The following is a 21391-nucleotide window of genomic DNA, read 5'->3' on the forward strand; positions in this document are numbered from 1 at the left end:
TGGATTTGTGACGAGATACCTGGCGGTGACGATTTGTGTTCATCGGACATCGCTCAGTAACCCTTGAACTCAAGGGCTCCGCTATCACCACGGCACTGGCGGTGGATGGGCTACGGCGCGGGCGATACACGACCGTGACTTATGGTCGATCGGGGCGTTCGGCGAGTCCCAGGTGCGCTGCCCCAATGGCAGTAACCACGATTTCAGCTGAGTCCACATTTCCTCGGGCGAACTGAACTCCGGCTTCTCGATCCACAATTGGATGCCTGCCCCCGCCATCGCCGGACTTTGCGCAGGAATTTCGGTGAAAGCACCTCCTGCCTTGTCCATGAAGCGGTTGGCTCGCCAGACATCATAAATGCCATGAGGCGAATGTTTGGCGTGGAAGAGGTTGTCCCAGGTTTTGTTGATAACGAAGTAGAAGTCACCGTGGGCGTTGGTCACGGTATAGCCGGCATCCACCAACTCCTGCACGTTCATAAGGTTTTTCACGCTGCCCCAGATGCTCCAGCATTCGATTTGAACGCGTTTGTCCAAGGCGATGATTTGATTTTTTTGTACGGCTCCATCGTTCCAGACCCGGGCGATTTTGCCTTTCACCCTTACGAAATCCGCCAGTTCATTAACGAAGTACCTGACGGCATCCTCGGAGTCAGCTGCTGGATTACCTGAAGCTTCACGGGCGTATTGAGCCAATTGGGGCGTGTTGTTCGGGGTGATCGGACTTAGAAAGTATTCGTCTGCCCCCAAATGGACATATCGACTGTCTGGAAACATATCCAATAGGTCGCAGAACAGTGTTTTCAGAAAGTCCCGGGCGGCGGGGATGCTGAAGTCGAGGGCTTTCGAGACAACGGTACCGTTACTGAGCTTGAGTTGAAACTCTGGTCTGTCGCGCAATATCCAGTCCATGTGCCCAGGCATATCCAGCTCTGGAATAACCTGGACATGATAAGCGGCGGCGGTGTCGAGCACGCGCTTCAGATCTGCTGCACTCCAGGCATCATCGCTGGAAATGTCCGGGAAGGAAGGGAACATTACCCTTACCCCCTCATTGTCGGTCAGGTGTAGATGCAGTGTGTTGAGCTGGTTCCACGCCATTTCCTGAATCAGACGGATCACCCACTCAGGACTGAACTGCCGACGCCCCATATCAATCATCATCGAGCGTTCGGCATAGACGGGGGCGTCGATCACTACGCCAGGGTCAAGCACCTTGGATACCCGAACCGCTTTATGCAGGGTCGTCAGCGCACGGGCCATGGCTCCCGGATTTTGCGCGGTGACGCGAATGGAGCGAGTGATATCGATCCGGTAGACCTCGCCTTCACCATTGGCAGGGATAGGTGTATCTGCGGTATCTGGAGTGGACAGTGTTAACACTACATCGCCATCACCCGCCGGAGGGATACCTTCCGACCTCAGTACGATTGCTGGTGGTTGTGTGAGTTCGGCTGCACCCGTGAAGCCGAATGCCAAGCGTGTTGCCAAAGTTCGAAGACGCTCATCGTCAATAAGTATTCGCGTGCTCGCACTGACTACAAATCCTGCATGAGGCTCAGAAAATCCTGCATGAGGCTCAGCGTGGAGTACGGATGGACTCATGCTGAGCCATGGGAAGCGCTCATTTTCACAGTGGGCATTGTGGCTTTCTGCAGCTGTTGTCATCGGTCTGATCTCCAAAAGTCGAGGGCGTCACTCAACCCTGACTACTTGAAGGTTTTTGACATGACTGAGCCCGAAGACTTATTGAATACCTGGCGCTGGCGGCTGGCTACTGTCAGAAGTAACAGGTAAGAAAAGGGCGGTGGCTAAAACAGAGCAACGGTCCTGTTGGATTGAAGGCCCGGGAAACAGGGATGAGACTCTCACGAGGTAGCACCCCTGTGCTTAAAGCCGAGCTCTAATCAGCAGATCGTGTCACCAGATTTTCCGCGCCACGCTCACGCACCCAGAACAGCGTCGCCCCGGCCACGGCCGCCGGCATCATCAGAATGTTGACCACCGGAATCAGCAACACCAGATACACGCTCCCGCCGAAGCCGAGGCTCTGCCAGCGCTTCTGCCGCAGCCAGGCGAGCATTTCGTTCCAGCCCAGTTTGTGGTTATCCGCCGGGTAATCGATGTACTGGATCGCCATCATCCATACCCCGAACAGCAGCCACAGCGGCGCGGCGATGATGTTGACCACCGGGATGAACGACAGGATGAACAGGCCGATGGCCCTGGGCAGGAAGTAGCCTAGTTTGCGCATTTCCCGGGACAGGGTGCGCGGGATCATGGCGATCAGTTCGCCCCAGCTGAAGGTCGGGAAGTCGTCGGTGCCGCGCACTACCACTTCGACTTTCTCCGCCAGGAAGCCATTGAATGGCGCGGCGATAACGTTGGCCAGCATGGTGAAGGTGAAGAACACCATCAACACCACCAACACGACGAATATCGGCCAGAGGATGTAGCTGAGGAAGCTCAGCCAATCAGGCAGGGACGGCATCAGCGTATCGACCCACATACTGAACTGATGGCCAGCCAAATAGATCAATCCGACGAACAGCACCAGGTTGATCGCCAACGGCAACAACACAAACAAGCGCAGGCTTGGGCTCAGGACCAGCTTGAGGCCCTCGCGCAGGTATTGCGGGCCAGACAGAACGGGGGCGGGCATAACGTGCTCCGAGCAAAGGGGAAACGCGCCGACCTTACCGGCTTTGCCTGACAGGCGAAAGCGCGGTAGCGGCATCGACATTAACTGTAACAAAGGCGTCTATATATTCACTGCAATGGGATAGAGACCGCCTATGAGCTGGATTGTTAAACCGTATTTCCTTAATCTTCGCCCCCTCGATACGCTGCACCCATTCTTTTACAGGACTGTCGAGCCCAAGCCTTCCCCAAGTGCTTTCAACGGTCCTTTTTTATTCCCGCCGGCAATCCGGCGTTCCGCGCCCAGTGTTTCGGGCGCGGTCAACAGGAGCAGGTCATGTCTGAAGTTCGTCATTCGCGAGTGATTATTCTCGGTTCCGGCCCTGCCGGTTACAGCGCCGCGGTCTATGCCGCCCGTGCCAACCTCAAGCCACTGTTGATCACCGGCATGCAGGCCGGCGGTCAACTGACCACCACCACCGAAGTCGACAACTGGCCGGGCGACGTCCACGGCCTGACCGGCCCGGCGCTGATGGAGCGGATGAAAGAGCACGCCGAGCGCTTTGAAACCGAGATCGTGTTCGATCACATCAATGCCGTGGACTTCGCCGCCAAGCCCTACACCCTGATTGGCGACAGCGCGACTTACACCTGCGACGCATTGATCATCGCTACCGGCGCCAGCGCCCGCTACCTCGGCCTGCCGTCGGAAGAAACGTTCATGGGCAAAGGCGTTTCGGCCTGTGCGACGTGTGACGGCTTCTTCTATCGCAACAAGCCCGTGGCTGTGGTGGGTGGTGGTAATACTGCTGTGGAAGAAGCCCTGTACCTGGCCAACATCGCCAGCACCGTCACCTTGATCCACCGTCGCGAAACGTTCCGCGCCGAGAAGATCCTGATCGACAAGCTCAATGCCCGGGTTGCCGAAGGCAAGATCATCCTGAAGCTGAACTCGACCCTGGACGAAGTGCTGGGCGACAACATGGGCGTGACCGGTGCTCGCCTGAAGAACAACGATGGCAGCTTCGACGAGCTGAAAGTCGACGGCGTGTTCATCGCCATCGGCCACACCCCGAACACTTCGTTGTTCGAAGGTCAGCTGACGTTGAAAGACGGCTATCTGGTTGTGCAGGGCGGCCGTGATGGCAACGCCACTGCAACCAACCTCGAAGGCATCTTCGCCGCCGGTGACGTGGCTGACCACGTTTACCGTCAGGCCATCACCTCTGCCGGTGCCGGTTGCATGGCGGCACTGGATGCCGAGCGTTACCTCGACGATCTGCAGAACGCTTGATTCTGTAGAAAGCAAAAAACCGGCTTCGGCCGGTTTTTTTGTGCGTGCGATTTGTTGCCGATCAAAGTACCTGTGGGAGCGAGCCTGCTCGCGATAGCGGTGTATCAGTCGACATCAAGATTGAATGGTAAATCGCTATCGCGAGCAGGCTCGCTCCCACATGGACTGTGTGGACTTTGAGGTCAAGTCAGCTTCGCGAGGCACGCCTCAAGGATATCCAGCCCTTCCTCCAGCACTGCCGCCTCTGTAGTTAAAGGCGCGAGCAGCCGAATGATGTGCCGCGATCTGCCGCTGGGCATCAGCAGCAAGCCCGAGTCGCGCGCGAGGGCCAGCAGCTGCGTCAACTGCGCCGAAGCCGGTGTACCGTCGGCGTTGATCAGCTCGATGCCGCGCATTGCCCCGACCCCGGTCAAGCGACCCAGATACGGTGACAGTTCGCGGGCTCGCCAGGATTCGTAGCGGCTGACAATCGTCTCTTCCTGTTGCATACCCCAGGCGTGCAGATGCGCGTCAGTCATTTCGTCCAAGGTCGCCAACGCGGCGGCGCAGGCGATGGGGTTGCCCGAGTAGGTGCCGCCCAATCCGCCCTTGGGCAAGTTATCGAGTAGTGACTTGCGCCCGACAACCGCACCCAGCGGCACGCCGCCGGCAATGCTTTTGCCCAGCAGGATCAGGTCCGGCTCAATGCCCAGTCGCGAGAACGCAAACCGCTGGCCGGTACGGCCGAAGCCGGACTGGATTTCATCGGCGATCAACAGGATGCCTTTGTCATCACAGAAGCGTCGTAGCGTCTGGGCGAATTCCACGTCCATCGCCAGGAAGCCCGCTTCACCCTGCACCGGTTCGACGATAAAACAGGCCACGTCATCAACGTCGATCTCGACGCTGAACAGCCGATCCATCGCCTTCAGGGCCTCGGCGCAGGTCACGTCATTGTCTTTGCTGGGGAAGGGCAGGTGAAACACTGGCCCCGGTAGCACACCGACTTTCTGCTTGTAGGGCGCGACTTTGCCGTTGAGGTTGAGGGTGGCGAGTGTGCGACCGTGGAAGGCGCCGTCGAAGGCGATGACTGCCGTGCGACCGGTGGCGCCACGGACGATCTTCAGGGCGTTTTCCGCCGCTTCCGCACCGCTGTTGGTAAGCATGCCGCTGACCGGGTAATCCACCGGAATAAACGCCGTCAGGCGATCCATCAGTTCGAGGTAAGTCACATGCGGGGCGGCGTTGAACGCGTAGTGGGTCAGCCGGGTGGCTTGTTCGCGAATGGCCTCGACGATGCGCGGGTGGCAATGGCCGAGGTTCAGCACGCCGATACCACCGACAAAGTCGATGTAGCGTTTGCCATCGGTATCCCAGACCTCGGCATTTTTACCGTGGCTGAGCGTGACGGGATGAACGATGTTGATTGACCGACTGATGTTTTCGCTGCTCATGGATACCGGACTCAGAAGAAGGGATGCTTCTTTTATCTAAGCCGCGAGCAGAGGTGCCCGGCAAACGAAATAAAGTTGCCGGGTCAATATTAAAAGTCGGGATGTGCGGTAAGGGATGAATGGCAAAAGATCAAAAGATCAAAAGATCGCAGCCTTCGGCAGCTCCTACGTTGGAATCGCGTACACCCATGAAGTATCGGGCGGACACAAATTCTGTAGGAGCTGCCGAAGGCTGCGATCTTTTGATGTTGATCTTTCGCGAATCAGCGACGAGTCAGCGGCTGCTGCGAGAACTTCACACCGGCCAACCCATGGGCAATCAACGCGCGGATATTGCCGTGGTCGCTGCCTTCAGGCGTGGCCACCACCGAACGGTAATGCTCGCCAAACGCTAACAGCGCTTCTTCATCACTGAAGCCTTCGAGCAATGCCAGACCCAGGGTCTTGCACGAACCTTCGTTCTGCCCGGCGGCGTTTTCCACACCACCGTTATTGAACGATTGGGGCTGATAGTCGTAACCGGCTGCGATGAATGCCAAGGTATCGGCGAAAGCGTGTTCGCCGCTCTTGAGGCTGGCGCGCAGGGTGTTCAAATCACTCATTGGGTTTTCCTTTGGCGAACGCCGCTTGCTGGTCGGCGCTGGCTTCGTTCTGGTATTGGGCTTTCCACTCGGCGTACGGCATGCCGTAGACCACTTCGCGGGCTTCATCGAGGCTGACGTCGATCTGGCGTTCGTCGGCGGCGGCCTTGTACCACTTGGACAGGCAGTTGCGGCAGAAACCCGAGAGGTTCATCAGGTCGATGTTCTGCACGTCCTTGCGGCTGTCCAGGTGGGCAACCAGCCGGCGAAAGGCGGCGGCTTCAAGTTCCAGGCGTTGTTGATCGTTCATGAGAGGTCTCTGCGAGACAGCTGCAAGCGGCAAGCTTCGAGCTGCAAGATGGATTGCGGTGGCTCGAGTTTACAGCTTGGCGCTTGAAGCTTGAAGCTAGCGGCTCGCTGCAAGCGTTATCGATACCGACTCGGCGAAGCGCAAGGCATGAGGCTTGTCGACTTCGACTTCGGCGTACAGCACCGACTCGTTGACCATGATCAGGTCCAGCAACTCCTGGGTCAGGCGTTCAAGCAGGGCAAAGCGATTGCCCTCCACGTGGGCAATGATCGCCTTGGTAATGGTGCGGTAATTCAACGCGTGATCGATATCGTTGTCACGCACTGCGTCCTGGGCGGCGTACAGGATGGTCAGGTTGATCAGCACATCCTGCTTGTTGAGGATTTCGTCCTCGTTGATCCCGATGAAAGTTCGCAAACACAGGTCCTTGACCCGAATGCGTGCCATTCCTGGTTGAAGTTGTGGCATTGCTACTTGCTCCGTCCAATCAATTGCAGGAACTCCTGGCGGGTATTGCTCGACTCGCGGAAGGCGCCGAGCATTACCGAGGTGTTCATGGTCGAATTCTGTTTTTCGACGCCGCGCATCATCATGCACATGTGCTGGGCTTCGATGACCACCGCGACACCGGCGGCGTCGGTTACTTGCTGCACGGCGTCGGCGATTTGCCGGGTGAGGTTTTCCTGGATTTGCAGTCGGCGGGCGAACATATCCACAAGCCGCGCAATCTTCGACAGGCCCAGCACCTTGCCCGTTGGAATATAAGCCACATGGGCCTTGCCGATGAAGGGCAGCATGTGATGTTCGCAGAGCGAGTACAGCTCGATGTTGTCGACGATGATCATTTCATCGTTGTCTGAGGCGAACAGCGCGCCGTTGACGATCTCGTCGACACTTTGCTCGTAACCATGACACAGGTATTGCATCGCCTTGGCGGCGCGAACCGGGGTGTCTTGCAGTCCTTCGCGGTCGGGGTTTTCACCGAGACCGATCAGGATCTCGCGATAGCTCTGGGACAGGGTGTTCTGAGGCAGGAATAACGTCATGGGACATCCTCGCGGGAGCGGCTTATTTGACGTGCCGTCCGCCGTTGACGGTCAGGGTCGTGCCGGTGACATAAGGGTTGTCGAGCAAATAGCGCAGGCTCTGGTAGATCACTTCGCTGCCGGGCTCGATGCCCAGTGCCGATTTGGCCAGAACCCTGGCGCGGTACGCCGCGTCGTCGTCGGGATTGAACAGTAGCAGGGCTGGCGCGATACCGTTGACCTTGATTCCCGGTGCGTACTTCGCGGCAAAGGACAGGGTCAGGCTGTCGAGCCCGGCTTTGCTGGCGCAGTAGCCGATGTGCTTGCTGCTGCCCCTGCGGGTCACGTCATCACTGATGTGTACGATGTCAGCGGGATTTGAACGCCGTAGCAAATCGGCACAGTGCAGGTTGATCAGGTAAGGCGCCAGCATGTGCACGCTGAACATGCGGGTGAAGGCCGCGGCTTCGGTGCCCGGGGTTTCTGCCTGCCATTCGGAAGCGTTATGGACAATCGCCCGCAAACTGTCGGTGTGGTTTTTCAGTTCGCCGATGAACGCAAGGATTGCGGACTCGCTGGAAAAATCCGCAAACACAGCGGTCGCCCCCAGGTCGCGCAGGGTTTGCACACCCGGCCGTTCGCTGCGGTAGCTGAAAATGACCGGATGGCCGTCTTCGAGCAAACGCTGCGCACAGTGCAGGCCGACACGCTGGCCGGCACCGGTGATGAGGATTGGGGCTGCGGTAGAGGTCATGAACGGCTCACGTCGCGGTAAGAGCAAAACTATACCAGCGACGGGAGTTGTTCACCTACGTCCTGCGATGGCCTTGCCTTTGTAGGAGCGAGGCTTGCCCGCGAAGGAGACGACTCGGTCTATCGGTCAAACCGCGTCATCATTCTTCGCGGGCAAGCCTCGCTCCTACAGAGGGCTATTGATTTTGGGGGGTGGGTTCGGCGGGCAACGGACGTGCCGATGGGGTTTGCAGCCACCCGGACAGCAGACGAGTCGACAACGGAATGAAGAAGTAAACCATCAATGGCGTCAGGCACAGGGTGCTGACAAACACGCGGGTCAGTAAACCCGTTTCAGCCAGCAGCGGCCCCAATACAAAGTTGAACAACAGGGACACCGGAAAGAACGCCAGCCAGATGGCCACGGCCTGTTTCCAGCGTGGTGGACGTTGACCGACCGCACCGAACCAGCCATCGATGCCACGGACCCGATGTTCCGAAGGGTTGGCAAACAGATCACTGCCGCGTCCCAGCCAGGCAGTGCGCGATGCGGAATGCTCCCAGGCGTGCATGGTCTGCTCGTCGGCGAAGCGAAAGATAATCTGGAATTCGTCATCATCGGGCGGTGGAGCGAGCACACCAGAGCCGAGGTAACCGGGGAAGTCGGTGGCCAGTTGTTCGCCTTCGCGCAACCAGGCCATCAGGTCCTGATAACGCCCATTGGCGACGCGGCGCGCAACCATCAGCGTGACGGGTGAGGTAGACATTATGTATCTCCGTAGGGCAAACGCGTCGCTCCGGATAAGAGCTTCGCCAGACACAGCGCCGGGGTGGTGGGCTGCATCTCAAGACAAGCAAGGATTATTCCTGATTATGCCATGGACGTCTGTGCCAATTGGTTCAACAACATGTTGAGCACTAATGGGGCTGCGGAGTTAGAATTGGATCCAATTTTATACATGGACGTAGATTTCAAAATGCCTGTGCTGACCGACGTTGCACCTGGCTTGCCCCCCAGCACCTCGCTGATGCGAGAAGAGCTGTTTCCGATTCGTGAGGTCGCGCGCCTGACAGGGGTCAACCCGGTCACGCTACGCGCATGGGAGCGGCGGTACGGTTTGATACAACCCACGCGCACCGAAAGCGGACACCGTTTGTATTCGATGACCGATATCGAGCGTGTTCGCAGCATCCTCGGCTGGATCGAACGCGGCGTCGCGGTCAGCAAGGTCGGCAAGATACTGGCCAAGACCGAACCGCTCAAGGTGCTGGCGCAGGTCATTCCCAACGAACTCGTTCAAGCCGACTACGACCAATGGCAGCAGCAGGTCAAGGCGGCGGTGGGTGCTTTTGACGAAGTTCAACTGGAGCATGTCTACGGTCAGATTTTTTCCAGTTACCCGCTGACAGTGGTGTTTCAGGACATTCTGATTCCGATCTGGAAGCTATTGCTGCAACGCCATGAAGCATTCGGTCAGACCAGCGAGTGGCTTTTCCTCGATGGTTTTCTGCGTTCTCGAGTGTTGCAACGCCTGCTGCTGGTACGTGTCATGCAACCGCGACGAGTGATTGTCTGCGCCCTGGCCGATCAATGTCGCGAGCTCGATGTGCTGGTCACGGCGCTGTATCTGAGCAGTGTCGATTCGGCTATTCAGTTGTTGGCGATCGGTCAGCCCTTCGACGAGTTGATTTTGGTCTGCGAGAAAATCAGGCCAAAGGCACTGATACTGGTTTCCAATCACGCGCCGGCTGCCGAACTGCCTAGACGTTTGAAACGCTTGGCCATGAGCCTGGATTGTCAGGTGTTGCTGGTCGGGGATGCGTCGGACCTGGCAGAGGAGAGCCTGGCCGGATCATCGATCGGTTGTCTGGGAAACGAGGGAGTGTTGATGCGCCAGCGTCTGAAACAGTTCCTGGCGGGAAACCTGGATACCTGAGCGCAGGTAGACAGAACGATCAGATATGCAGTGCAGGATGAGTCAGACGATGTTGCTGAAGGATGTACTGACGCAACCGTTCGGTTTCGTCCTTGTCGCTCTGGCTCAACTCGTAGGCGTAGAAACCCTGCTCGGTTTCACGCTCGAAGGTACCGCGCAACGCAATCCGCTCATAACCTGACGGGCTGAACCACAGCGCGAAGTGCTTTGGCGCCTTGGTCTTGTTGCGAACCTCCAGCAAAACCCCTTTGAACGATATTTCGTGCACCCACATCGTGCCGGGTTGCCCCTTTGAATTTTCCAGCGCCACGGGTTCTTCGAGCGCCAGACGCCATGGCCGAATCATCGGTCCGTCTTCATAGATGCTGGGGACGCCGAGGCGTAGATGCATGGCGTGAAATTCATCTTCCACCAAGTGCAGCGGGAAGGTCATTTGCTGATTTTCGAAATTGGCCTGGATAGTGACTTGTTCATGAGCGGCCAGGCGTGTGAGCAAATCACGAATCTGCGAACCACCGTTGACGAGCAGGCTCGACGTCGCATCTCGCACATTGAGCTGCGGGTTGTGTTGCATGTTCTGGATAAAATCCAGCTCATCCTGCGTCAGGAGTGCGTCGCGCTGCATGATTTTGCTCGAAAGTAATAATTACAAAGTCATCGGTGATTGTAGTAAATGACCACTAATTCGCAGATTGGTTTGGACCGTTCGTCGTTTTGAGTGCGGCAAGTTCCGCCTGTACCTCAGCCAACTGCGCCTCCAGTTGCGCGACTCGCTGCTGCGCCTTGACCTGAACCGTGACGTCTTTCTGCACCCCTACAAAATAGGTCTGTCCGTCGTGCGGGTTTTTTACCGTGGAAAGCGACAGTTCGTTCCAGAACGGGGTGCCGTCCTTGCGATAATTCCTGAGGATTTCCCGGCAGGAGCCACCACTGCCCAACGCCTGCCGAATCAAGGCGAGGGCGGCCTGATCGCGGTCTCCTGCCTGCAAGAAGCGGCAATCCTGATAAAGGATTTCTTCGCTGGTATAACCCGTCAGGCGCTCGAATGCCGGGTTTACGTAAATCAGGATGTTGTCCTGTTCGCCTTCCTTTTCGGCAATCACGATGCCGTCATTGGAGGCGTCAATCACCATTTGCAGCAGTGAGGCATTGATCATCGCAGAGTCCTTTGCGTATTGATTGATACGCCGCATTCTAAAAGATCAATGAGGTCGGTGCTGTTAATATCTCGTACTTATATTTAGATTCAGGATCAGATTGATGAAAGTCGCCATCCTTTCCGGCTCGGTGTACGGCACGGCTGAAGAAGTCGCCCGCCACGCTGCAAGCATTTTGAACGCCGCCGGTTTTGAAACCTGGCACAACTCGCGCGCGGCACTCGCCGATGTTCAGGCGTTTGGCCCCGAAGCGTTTCTGGCCGTGACCTCGACCACCGGCATGGGCGAGTTGCCGGACAATCTGCAGCCGTTGTATTCGGCGATTCGCGATCAATTGCCCGCCGCCTGGCGTGGTTTGCCGGGGGCGGTGATCGGGTTGGGTGACTCGAGTTATGGCGATACGTTCTGCGGTGGCGGTGAGCAAATGCGTGAACTGTTCGGCGAACTGGGCGTGCGCGAAGTGCTGCCAATGCTGCGCCTGGACGCCAGCGAAACCGTGACGCCGGAAACCGACGCCGAGCCTTGGCTGGCGGAACTGGTCAGCGTTTTGCGGGGCTGACTTGTGGGAGCGAGCAGGCTCCCACAAGTGTGCGGGTGCTTTGACATGGATCCAGATTCACCCGCGCACTGACTCGTTCGGCCATCAAGCTGGCTGCCAATGCAACTACCCGAAGTCCGAGGGCTGACTAGACTGCTGTAACGCAGTAAAAACAATAAAAACCAGAAAAATAAAAAAGGGAATTCTTGCCGTGAGCGTAGCCCCCGTCCAATCGCCACACAGCATCAAAGACAAGGTCAGTGCCGCCGAATGGCAGGCCCGGGTCGACCTGGCTGCCTGTTATCGTCTGGTCGCCCTGCATGGCTGGGACGACCTGATCTTCACGCACATTTCGGCCAAGGTGCCGGGCACTGAAGACTTTCTGATCAACCCGTTCGGGCTGATGTTCCATGAAATCACCGCGTCGAGCCTGGTCAAAGTCGATCAGGCCGGCAACAAGCTGATGGACAGTCCTTACGAGATCAACCCGGCGGGTTACACCATCCACAGCGCCGTGCATGAAGTCCGTCATGATGTCGTGTGTGTGCTGCACACCCACACAGCGGCGGGGGTGGCGGTATCGGCGCAGAAGCAGGGCATCTTGCCGATCAGTCAGCAGTCCTTGTTCGTCCTTTCCAGCCTGGCCTGTCACGCCTATGAAGGTGTTGCGCTGAACCATGAAGAAAAGGCGCGACTGCAAGCCGACCTCGGAGAAAACAGTTTCCTGATGCTGCACAACCACGGTCTGTTGACCTGTGGTGGCACCATCGCCGACACGTTCCTGATGATGTTTACCTTCCAGCGCGCCTGCGAGATTCAGGTGCTGGCGCAGAACGGTGGCGCGGAGCTGATCGCCATCGAACCGCAGATTCTGGCGGGCGCCAAGGCGATGATCGCCGGTGTCACCAAAAGTACTCAAGGGATGGGCGGCGCGTTGGCCTGGCCGGCGCTGCTGCGCAAACTCGATAAACAAGACCCGGGTTATAAACTCTAAATGGCCCTCGCCGAGATTCCCCTGTGTGTCTGGCGCAAGCGCGGCCAGACGTTCGTATTTCACGGTCAGACCATCCGCTATTGGACTGCTGGGCAGGGCGAGCCGCTGTTGTTGATCCATGGCTTCCCGACCGCCAGTTGGGACTGGCATTACCTGTGGCAACCGCTGGCGCAGCGCTATCGGGTAATTGCCTGCGACATGCTCGGCTTCGGCGATTCGGCCAAACCGGTGAGCCACGACTACAGCCTGCTGGAACAGGCCGATTTGCAACAGGCTCTACTGGAGCATCTGAACGTCGAGCAACCGATGCATGTGTTGGCACACGATTATGGTGACAGCGTGGCCCAGGAACTGCTGGCCCGGCACTATGAAACGCGCGCTGATATCGCCAGTTGCGTCTTCCTCAATGGCGGGCTGTTTCCCGAAACCCATCGTCCGGTGTTGATGCAAAAACTCCTGCTCAGCCCCTTCGGCTGGATGATCGGGCGAGCCTTTAGCCGTGACGCGCTGGTGAAGAGTTTCCAGCAGATTTTCGGCCCACAGACCCGGCCCACCGAAAGTGAACTGGATGATTTCTGGAGCCTGGTCGACAGCAATCACGGGCAACGGATCATGCACAAATTGATCAGTTATATCCCGCAGCGCCGTGTCCAGCGTGAACGTTGGGTCAGCGCCATGCAGCGTGGCGAGGTGCCGTTGCGGGTCATCGATGGCGAGGTCGATCCGGTTTCCGGCGCGCACATGGTGGCGCGCTATCGGCAACTGATTCCCGCCCCGGACACCGTCCTGCTGCCTGAGATTGGCCATTACCCGCAGATCGAAGCGCCGGCGCAGGTGCTCAAGCACTATCTGGAATTTCGCGACCGGCTGGTTTCACCGCCGCGCAAAGTAGCGTGTTCCTGACTATCCCGCTGCCTTATTGCGCACCATTCAGCCGCCCCCGTATTCATTGTGACCGGCAGCCCCGTGGCTGACACTCGCACTCATTGTCCCCTGGCCTGCTGGAGTTCCCCATGAATGAGTCTGTGCGCTTCGAAGATAAAGTGGTGATCGTCACCGGTGCGGGCGGTGGCTTGGGGCGGGCGCACGCGCTGCTGTTCGCAAAGCAGGGCGCCAAAGTGCTGGTCAATGATCTCGGCGGTTCGGCTCAAGGCGAAGGCGCCAATGCGTCGGCTGCCGATCGTGTGGTCGCACAAATTCGCGAAGCGGGCGGCACCGCCGAGGCCAACCACGACTCCGTCACCGACGGTGACAAAATCGTCCAGAATGCTCTCGACACTTTTGGCCGTGTCGATGTCGTGGTGAACAACGCCGGCATCCTGCGAGACAAGACCTTTCACAAAATGGACGACAGCGACTGGGACCTGGTTTACCGCGTCCACGTCGAAGGCGCCTACAAGGTCACCCGCGCCGCCTGGCCGCACATGCGTGAGCAAAACTATGGCCGCGTGATCTTTACCGCCTCGACTTCGGGCATCTACGGCAACTTCGGTCAGTCCAACTACGGCATGGCCAAACTCGGCCTCTATGGCCTGACCCGTACACTGGCCATCGAAGGCCGCAAGAACAACATCCTGGTCAACGCCATCGCCCCGACCGGCGGCACCCGCATGACCGAAGGCCTGATCCCGCCACAAGTGTTCGAGCAACTCAAACCGGAACTGGTCAGCCCGCTGGTGGTGTACCTGGCCAGCGAGCATTGCCAGGAAACTTCGGGGCTGTTCGAAGTGGGTGGCGGCTGGATGGGCAAGGTGCGCTGGGAGCGCAGTCTTGGGGCCGGGTTTGATCCGCGGGTGGGGTTTTCGCCGGAAGATGTCGCGGCGCATTGGCAGCAGATTTGTGATTTCGAAGGTGCGGCGCATCCGAAGGACAATATTGAAGCGCTGAAGGAAATGATGGAGAACTTGCAGAAGTATGCCATCTGATTGCGCGACATCTGCCGTGCCTGCCTTGATGCCAGTCAGTTAACAGAGATCCGGAAGTTGCAGAGCCATTGTGGCGAGGAGGCTTGCTCCCGTTGGACGGCGAAGCCGTCCCAAAAGCGACGGCTGCTGCGCAGCCGAACGGGAGCAAGCTCCCTCGCCACAGGTACGATGTTCCTCTCTTAAAACTTTAACTGACTGGCCTTGGGGTTTGCCCTGAGTACTGCCATCACCCCTCGATGATTCCCTGCCTGAAAAGCTTTCGCCCATAAAAAAGGCCGCTGCAAACGCAGCGGCCAAAGTAAGACGTTGGATCAAGGAGCAACAAATCAACGTCAGTGAACAAGGGGCGATGAGTCGAAAAGTACGTTTCAAATCATCTGGAATCTGTCGCCAACGGGGTGGGTCTATCATCCCCGTCGCTTCATGCTTTCAGGCCATTTGCCGTGAAAGCCCGGCAAGAATAAGGGCTTGAGCGCAAAGAAAAAATAGCGATTCCAGACATGCACTGTTGCAGGCTGGGCAACAGTCTTTGGCTGCCCCTCTGTAGCAGCTGCCGAAGGCTGCGTTCGGCTGCGCAGCAGTCGCAAAATCAGATGCTGCGTCCTGTGAGGCACACTGTGGATTCAGGGGTTACGACTGCTGCGCAGCCGAACGCAGCCTCGCGAGCTCGGCAGCTGCTACAAGCGAACGCAGCCTTGGGCAGCGGCTACACCCCCCGGCTTCACCCTGTCCCATGCGCTGCGCTGATAACCCTCCATCCAGCTCATCCATACCCCGCGCAAACCCTCGCCCCATGCGGGCATTCATCCTTTGGAGGTACAACGCGAATACCTCCTTGGTGCGCTTATCGCTCCCTGCGTGCGGCAGTAGGGTGGGGCCTTCTGTCACTCACCGGGGAAGACGCATGACAAAAACAACAATGCGCGCCATCTTCAAACCGCAAGCGCTGGCCGCTGCGGTGGCCTTGGGCTGCTGTGCCCAGGCGCAGGCTGTTTCATTCAACATCGGCGAAATCGAGGGACAGTTCGATTCCTCGTTGTCGGTCGGCGCGAGCTGGGGCATGCGCGATGCCGACAAGTCACTGGTGGGCACCGTCAACGGCGGTACCGGCCAGTCTTCGACCGGTGATGACGGACGCCTGAACTTCAAGAAAGGCGAGACCTTCTCCAAGATCTTCAAAGGTATCCACGACCTCGAATTGAAGTACGGCGACACGGGTGTATTCGTCCGTGGCAAGTACTGGTACGACTTCGAGCTGAAGGATGAAGATCGCGAGTTCAAGCAGATCAGTGACAACGGTCGCAAAGAGGGCGCCAAGTCTTCGGGCGCGCAGATCCTCGATGCGTTCGTCTATCACAACTATTCCATTGCCGATCTGCCAGGCACCGTGCGCGCCGGCAAACAGGTGGTCAGTTGGGGGGAAAGTACCTTCATCGGCAACTCGATCAACAGCATCAACCCGGTCGACGTTTCCGCATTCCGTCGTCCTGGCGCGGAGATCAAGGAAGGCCTGATTCCGGTGAACATGCTGTTCGCCTCCCAGGGCCTGACCGATCAGCTCACCGTGGAAGGCTTCTACCAACTGGAGTGGGATCAGACCGTTCTCGACAACTGCGGCACCTTCTTCGGTGTCGACGTGGCGGCGGACGGTTGCAACACCGGTTACACCGTCGGCAACCCGGCGATTGCCCCGTTGGCGCCGCTCGCGGCAGCCTTTGGCCAACCTATCCAAGTCAGCCGCGAAGGTGTGATCGTGCCCCGCGGTGGCGACCGCGATGCCCGGGATTCCGGGCAGTGGGGCACAGCCTTGCGCTGGCTCGGTGACGACACCGAATACGGCCTCTACTTCATGAACTACCACAGTCGCACACCCACCGTCGGCACCTCCACAGCCGGGCTGTCGACGCTGGCCAGGCTGCCGGGCATGATCAGTGCCGCCAACCGTCTGGCCCCGGGCAGCGGCTCGGGCCTGGCCCAAAGCGTGATGCTCGGGCGCGGCCAGTATTACCTCGAATACCCGGAAGACATTCGTCTGTACGGCGCAAGCTTCTCCACCACTTTGCCCACCGGCACTGCCTGGACCGGCGAAATCAGCTACCGGCCCAACGCTCCAGTGCAGGTCAACACCAACGACTTGACCCTGGCGCTGCTTAACCCGATCGCCGGCGGTGCCGCATCGCCTGTCGCGACCCGGCCAGGTGCCGACAACAAGGGTTATCGCCGCAAGGAAGTGACCCAGGTCCAAAGCACCCTGACGCACTTCTTCGACCAGGTATTGGGCGCCCAACGGCTAACCCTGGTCGGTGAAGCTGCGGTGGTACGAGTCGGTGGTCTGGAGTCGCGGAGCAAGCTGCGTTACGGCCGTGATTCGGTCTACGGCCAGTACGGTTTCGGTGGCGATACCGACGGCTTCGTCACCTCTACCTCTTGGGGCTACCGCGCTCGGGCGATCCTCGATTACGCCAACGTGATTGGCGGGATCAACCTCAAACCCAACCTGTCCTGGTCCCATGACGTCGCCGGCTACGGTCCCAACGGGCTGTTCAACGAAGGCGCCAAAGCGGTCAGCGTCGGTGTCGATGCCGATTACCGCAACACCTATACCGCGAGCCTCAGTTACACCGACTTCTTCGGCGGTGACTACAACGTCCTGGAAGACCGTGACTTCCTGGCGCTGAGCTTCGGTGTGAACTTCTGATTTGGCTGAGAAGGATGATGTTAATGCGCAAGATTATTCTGCAATGCGGCGCCCTGGCCTTGAGCCTGTTGGCCGCCAACGTGATGGCGGCGGTCTCGCCGGAAGAAGCCAACAAGCTCGGCACCACGCTCACGCCACTGGGCGCCGAGAAGGCCGGCAACGCCGACGGCTCGATCCCGGCCTGGACCGGTGGCATCCCGAAAAACGCTGGCGCTGTCGACAGCAAAGGTTTCCTGGCTGACCCGTTCGCCAGCGAAAAGCCGTTGTTTACCATCACCGCCGCGACTGTTGATAAGTACAAGGACAAGCTTTCGGATGGTCAGGTGGCGATGTTCAAACGCTACCCGGAAACCTACAAAATTCCGGTCTACCCGACCCATCGCACCGTCGGCCTGCCGCCGGAGATCTACGAGTCGGCCAAGCGTAGCGCGCTGAATGTGAACAGCATCAACGACGGTAACGGTCTGGCCAATTTCACCGGTAACCGCTATTACGCGTTCCCGATTCCGAAGAACGGCGTCGAGGTGCTGTGGAACCACATCACCCGTTATCACGGCGGCAACCTGCGCCGCATCATTACCCAGGTGACCCCACAGACCAACGGCAGCTACACGCCGATCCGCTTCGAGGAAGAGATCGCCGTACCGCAATTGATGAAGGACCTGGACCCGGAAAAAGCCGCCAACGTGCTGACCTTCTTCAAGCAGTCGGTGACCGCGCCGGCGCGGTTGGCGGGTAACGTGCTGCTGGTGCATGAAACCCTCGACCAGGTGAAAGAGCCGCGTCTGGCGTGGATCTACAATGCCGGTCAACGTCGAGTGCGACGCGCACCGCAAGTGGCCTACGACGGGCCGGGGACCGCCGCCGATGGCCTGCGCACGTCGGACAACTTCGACATGTTCTCCGGTGCGCCGGATCGCTACGACTGGAAACTGATCGGCAAAAAGGAAATGTACATCCCCTACAACAGCTACAAACTCGACTCGCCGAGCCTCAAGTACGATGACGTGGTGAAAGCCGGGCACATCAACCAGGACCTGACCCGTTACGAGTTGCACCGGGTCTGGGAAGTGGTCGGCACGGTCAAGCCGGGCGAGCGGCACATCTATGCCAAACGCCACATGTACCTCGACGAAGACAGCTGGCAAGTGGCGCTGGTGGATCACTATGACGGTCGCGGTCAACTCTGGCGGGTGGCCGAAGGTCACGCTCAGTATTACTACGATCACCAGACGCCGGCCTACACCCTGGAGGCGCTCTACGACATCATTGCTGGCCGATACATTGCCTTGGGAATGAAGAACGAAGAGAAGCACAGCTTCGAATTCGGCTTCGACGCCAAGTCTGCCGACTACACTCCGTCGGCCCTGCGCGCCGAGGGCGTTCGGTAAGGGTTTTGATACATTGGCATCACCAGAGGCGACCTGCGGGTCGCCTTTTTTATGGGCGCCAATCAGCGTCCTGAATACTTCTCAACAAGCGGGTTGGAGAGGGCTAGGGTGGCCGGACAATTATAAAAAGGCACGCCGCAATGACCGCCATGACTCCGTGTCTGGACCGTTCTGGATTCCTGCCCCGCCTGTCCTCTCATCACCTGTCGCGGGCTCGCCTGAGTGAGCCGTTACTGGCCTCGACAGCACGGGTGAAATTACTCTGCGCACCCGCCGGCAGCGGCAAGAGCGCGCTGCTCGCCGAATGTCTGTTGCAGGCGCCAAGCCAGTGTCGAGTGCATTGGTTGCCATTGTCTGGCGTGGCGTCGAGCGCAGCGGATTTTCGTCATCGTCTGGCAGAGATGCTGGGGGTGGCCTCATCGGATGAAACCGGGTTGCTGGGTTGTCTGGCACGATTGCAGACGCCGACCTGGTTGTTTCTCGATGACTACTGCCGTCTGCCGAACCCGGAGCTGGACTCGCTGCTGGATCGCATGCTGGCGATCGGCAGTCCGATGCTGACCTGGTGGCTGGGCGCCCGCCGTCGGCCGCAATGCAACTGGCCAAGGTTGCTGCTCGACGACGAGTTGTACGAGTGCGAAAGCACTTCGCTGGCTTTCATGCAAGGTGAAGTCGAGCAGATATTGCAGCCCTGGGTACCGGAGCAGGCCAGCAAGGTGGCCAGTCGGATCATCCAGCGCACCGGCGGCTGGTGTGCCGGTGTACGGATTGCATTGCTGCAGAAGTGCGACTGGTCGCGTCAGGACAAACCCCTGGGACGGGCGGACACCTTGCTAGATTATCTGGAGCATGAGTTGTTCAGCTCGCTGACACCTGAGTTGAGCGAGGCCTGGCGCGTGCTGGCCCACTTGCCCCGCTTCAATGCCCGGCTGTGCGATCACCTGTTCGGAGCCGGGGAGGGCGCGCAGTACTTGCGGACCTTGCAAGCGCTGGGCTGTTTTATCGAACCTTGGGGGGACTCCACCGATTGGCTGCAGATATTCACCCCGTTCACCCAGTTGTTGCGCGATGAGCAATGGCCGGCGGGACGCTCCTGGCATCGGCGTGCCTGCCAATGGTTCTGTACCGAACAGGACTGGAAATCGGCCTTCGAACAGGCCTTGCTCGCCGAGGAATATGAAGTGGCGGTCAGCCTGTTGCAGCACTTCAGTTTCGAGCATTTGTTCGAGGAGCAAACGGTGGTGCTGTTGTTGCGTTTGCATGAGCAGCAAGGCGAGGAACTGACGCTGGGCAGCCCGCAATTGGTCGGGTTGATTACCGCGGCGCTGTTATTCGCCGGACGTTTCGAACAGGCGACTGCCTGTATCGCTCATTTGGCGTATTTCACGCCTCAACCCTCGGCGGTGCTTCAGCGTCGATTGATTGCACGTTGGCAAGCCCTGCAGGGTTGGTTACTGCATTTACAGGGGCGAATGGAAACTTCGCATGCGCACTTTCTTGATGCGTTGGCCGCGCTTGATCCCGACTGTTGGACGGCGCGCCTGATGTGTTTGTCCGGTTTGACGCAACAGGCATTGCTAAGGGGCGAACTCGACGTGGCGCAAGCCCATAACCGCGAGGCGCTGTGCCTGGCGCGGGCGCAAGGTTCGCTGGTGTTCGAGGGCCTGATGGAGCTCGACCATGCGCAATTGCTGGAGCAACGGGGCGCGGCGGTGCGGGCCGAAAGTCTGCTGTGCGACATCGATGAACTGCTCCGCCAGCGTTCGGACCGGCCTGCACCCTTGTTGGGACGAATTGCGTTGCGTCGCGGGCGGTTGGCCTTGTGCCTGGGGGCAGATCAGCGCGCTGCCGAGTTCTTTCAAGCAGGCCTGGACGATTGCTTGCGCAACCACGACAAGCGCGTGTTGTATGGATTTCTGGGGCAGGCCCAACTGGCAGCGAACAAGGGCGATTACGCCCAGGCGTTCGTCCGGTTGCGCGACGCCGAGCGGCTGATGCAACAACGGCATATTCCAGACACCGTCTACCGCGGCGTTCTGCTGCAAGTCAGCAGCCAGCTCTGGTTGCAACAAGGCCGCCCGGAACTGGCACACGAAGCACTGACCCGGGTGTTGCGCCACTATCGCGGGCCGAATGCCCGGCAGGCACCGCCGGCAACCCTGGAGCTGATTCCACGGATCGAGTACTTGCTGATACTCGCCGAAGCCCGTCTGGGGCGGGGAAAGGCCAATGCCCCGGTGCAACTTCAGCAACGGCTGGAACTGGCGCAGCAGAACGGGATGTACGCGCTGCAAACCGAACTGCAACTGACCATGGCCGAAGTGCTATGGCTTGGCGGCAATACAACGGAAGCGATTGACGTGTTGCAGAAAGGCTTACACATGGTTGCACGCTATCAGGGGCAACAAGCGGTGTGCGAATTGCGTTTGCGTCAGGCGCCATTGTTCGAAGCGTTGACTTCGCAGTTGCCAGTCGATGGGCTTTTTGCCACCGCTTGCGAGACAAATCCGCTCAGCCACCGTGAACTGCAGGTACTAAAGTTGATTGCCCTCGGCAATTCCAATCAACAGATCGCCGATACACTGTTCATTTCATTGCATACTGTTAAAACCCATGCCCGAAGAATACACGGGAAGTTGGGTGTTGAACGCCGTACGCAAGCAGTGGCCAAGGCCAAATTACTTGGGGTGTGGGGCTGAACTGGACGGCTTTATATGTGATGGGAACTTGTCGTTT

General features: G+C 58.6%; 20 protein-coding genes. 9 read left to right on the forward strand and 11 right to left on the reverse strand.

Annotated elements, in window-relative coordinates:
• Window positions 1-84: 84 nt before the first annotated feature.
• Entirely contained in the window at window positions 85-1668 is a 1584-nt protein-coding gene (locus tag AB7M22_RS00935) for a family 20 glycosylhydrolase (RefSeq protein ID WP_454184922.1), read from the reverse strand.
• 235 nt (window positions 1669-1903) lie between these two features.
• On the reverse strand, window positions 1904-2662 hold the full coding sequence (gene cysZ / locus AB7M22_RS00940; protein WP_454184923.1) for a sulfate transporter CysZ: 759 nt from the start codon (window positions 2660-2662) through the stop codon (window positions 1904-1906).
• A 315-nt stretch (window positions 2663-2977) separates the two neighbouring features.
• On the opposite strand from cysZ, the gene trxB reads away from it, so the two are divergent.
• Window positions 2978-3934, forward strand: coding sequence for a thioredoxin-disulfide reductase (trxB, locus tag AB7M22_RS00945; RefSeq protein ID WP_008008648.1), 957 nt, complete (start codon window positions 2978-2980; stop codon window positions 3932-3934).
• Between the two features lie 182 nt (window positions 3935-4116).
• Here the strand turns inward: trxB and AB7M22_RS00950 are convergent, their stop codons facing one another.
• The 7 genes from AB7M22_RS00950 to AB7M22_RS00980 all read right to left on the reverse strand — a co-directional run bounded on the left by AB7M22_RS00950 (window position 4117) and on the right by AB7M22_RS00980 (window position 8782).
• Complete coding sequence (locus AB7M22_RS00950; RefSeq protein WP_454184924.1) at window positions 4117-5367, reverse strand: 2-aminoadipate transaminase; 1251 nt, start codon at window positions 5365-5367, stop codon at window positions 4117-4119.
• 263 nt (window positions 5368-5630) lie between these two features.
• Complete coding sequence (locus AB7M22_RS00955) at window positions 5631-5969, reverse strand: HopJ type III effector protein (RefSeq protein ID WP_454184925.1); 339 nt, start codon at window positions 5967-5969, stop codon at window positions 5631-5633.
• Window positions 5962-6258, reverse strand: coding sequence for a DUF1244 domain-containing protein (locus AB7M22_RS00960; protein WP_008008651.1), 297 nt, complete (start codon window positions 6256-6258; stop codon window positions 5962-5964). The genes AB7M22_RS00955 and AB7M22_RS00960 overlap by 8 nt, the downstream gene beginning before the upstream one ends.
• 96 nt (window positions 6259-6354) lie before the next feature.
• Window positions 6355-6726 (reverse strand): dihydroneopterin triphosphate 2'-epimerase, encoded by a 372-nt coding sequence (gene folX / locus AB7M22_RS00965; RefSeq protein ID WP_007901645.1) that lies wholly within the window; start codon window positions 6724-6726, stop codon window positions 6355-6357.
• A 2-nt stretch (window positions 6727-6728) separates the two neighbouring features.
• Window positions 6729-7304 (reverse strand): GTP cyclohydrolase I FolE, encoded by a 576-nt coding sequence (folE, locus tag AB7M22_RS00970; RefSeq protein ID WP_223486202.1) that lies wholly within the window; start codon window positions 7302-7304, stop codon window positions 6729-6731.
• A 22-nt stretch (window positions 7305-7326) separates the two neighbouring features.
• On the reverse strand, window positions 7327-8037 hold the full coding sequence (folM, locus tag AB7M22_RS00975; RefSeq protein ID WP_454184926.1) for a dihydromonapterin reductase: 711 nt from the start codon (window positions 8035-8037) through the stop codon (window positions 7327-7329).
• 175 nt (window positions 8038-8212) lie between these two features.
• On the reverse strand, window positions 8213-8782 hold the full coding sequence (locus tag AB7M22_RS00980; protein WP_454184927.1) for an antibiotic biosynthesis monooxygenase: 570 nt from the start codon (window positions 8780-8782) through the stop codon (window positions 8213-8215).
• 210 nt (window positions 8783-8992) lie between these two features.
• On the opposite strand from AB7M22_RS00980, the gene AB7M22_RS00985 reads away from it, so the two are divergent.
• Complete coding sequence (locus AB7M22_RS00985) at window positions 8993-9952, forward strand: MerR family transcriptional regulator (RefSeq protein ID WP_454184928.1); 960 nt, start codon at window positions 8993-8995, stop codon at window positions 9950-9952.
• Window positions 9953-9971: 19 nt separating this feature from the next.
• Here the strand turns inward: AB7M22_RS00985 and AB7M22_RS00990 are convergent, their stop codons facing one another.
• Entirely contained in the window at window positions 9972-10577 is a 606-nt protein-coding gene (locus AB7M22_RS00990) for a hypothetical protein (RefSeq protein WP_008008656.1), read from the reverse strand.
• A gap of 55 nt (window positions 10578-10632) precedes the next feature.
• Window positions 10633-11109, reverse strand: a complete 477-nt coding sequence (locus AB7M22_RS00995) for a PAS domain-containing protein (RefSeq protein WP_454184929.1) — start codon at window positions 11107-11109, stop codon at window positions 10633-10635.
• Window positions 11110-11212: 103 nt separating this feature from the next.
• On the opposite strand from AB7M22_RS00995, the gene AB7M22_RS01000 reads away from it, so the two are divergent.
• The 7 genes from AB7M22_RS01000 to AB7M22_RS01030 all read left to right on the forward strand — a co-directional run bounded on the left by AB7M22_RS01000 (window position 11213) and on the right by AB7M22_RS01030 (window position 21354).
• Complete coding sequence (locus tag AB7M22_RS01000) at window positions 11213-11668, forward strand: flavodoxin (RefSeq protein WP_454184930.1); 456 nt, start codon at window positions 11213-11215, stop codon at window positions 11666-11668.
• A gap of 190 nt (window positions 11669-11858) precedes the next feature.
• Window positions 11859-12641: a class II aldolase/adducin family protein gene (locus AB7M22_RS01005; RefSeq protein WP_454184931.1), complete on the forward strand. Its 783-nt coding sequence runs from the start codon at window positions 11859-11861 to the stop codon at window positions 12639-12641.
• Window positions 12642-13544, forward strand: coding sequence for an alpha/beta fold hydrolase (locus AB7M22_RS01010; RefSeq protein ID WP_454184932.1), 903 nt, complete (start codon window positions 12642-12644; stop codon window positions 13542-13544). It abuts the gene before it with no gap.
• A gap of 110 nt (window positions 13545-13654) precedes the next feature.
• Entirely contained in the window at window positions 13655-14566 is a 912-nt protein-coding gene (locus AB7M22_RS01015; protein ID WP_454184933.1) for an SDR family oxidoreductase, read from the forward strand.
• A 904-nt stretch (window positions 14567-15470) separates the two neighbouring features.
• On the forward strand, window positions 15471-17264 hold the full coding sequence (locus tag AB7M22_RS01020; RefSeq protein WP_454184934.1) for a DUF1302 domain-containing protein: 1794 nt from the start codon (window positions 15471-15473) through the stop codon (window positions 17262-17264).
• Between the two features lie 23 nt (window positions 17265-17287).
• On the forward strand, window positions 17288-18655 hold the full coding sequence (locus AB7M22_RS01025) for a DUF1329 domain-containing protein (RefSeq protein WP_454184935.1): 1368 nt from the start codon (window positions 17288-17290) through the stop codon (window positions 18653-18655).
• Between the two features lie 140 nt (window positions 18656-18795).
• The gene (locus AB7M22_RS01030; protein ID WP_454184936.1) at window positions 18796-21354 is read left to right on the forward strand and encodes a LuxR C-terminal-related transcriptional regulator; all 2559 of its coding nucleotides are present in this window, start codon (window positions 18796-18798) and stop codon (window positions 21352-21354) included.
• Window positions 21355-21391: the final 37 nt, after the last annotated feature.

Source organism: Pseudomonas sp. ADAK2 TE3594, from assembly GCF_053628675.1.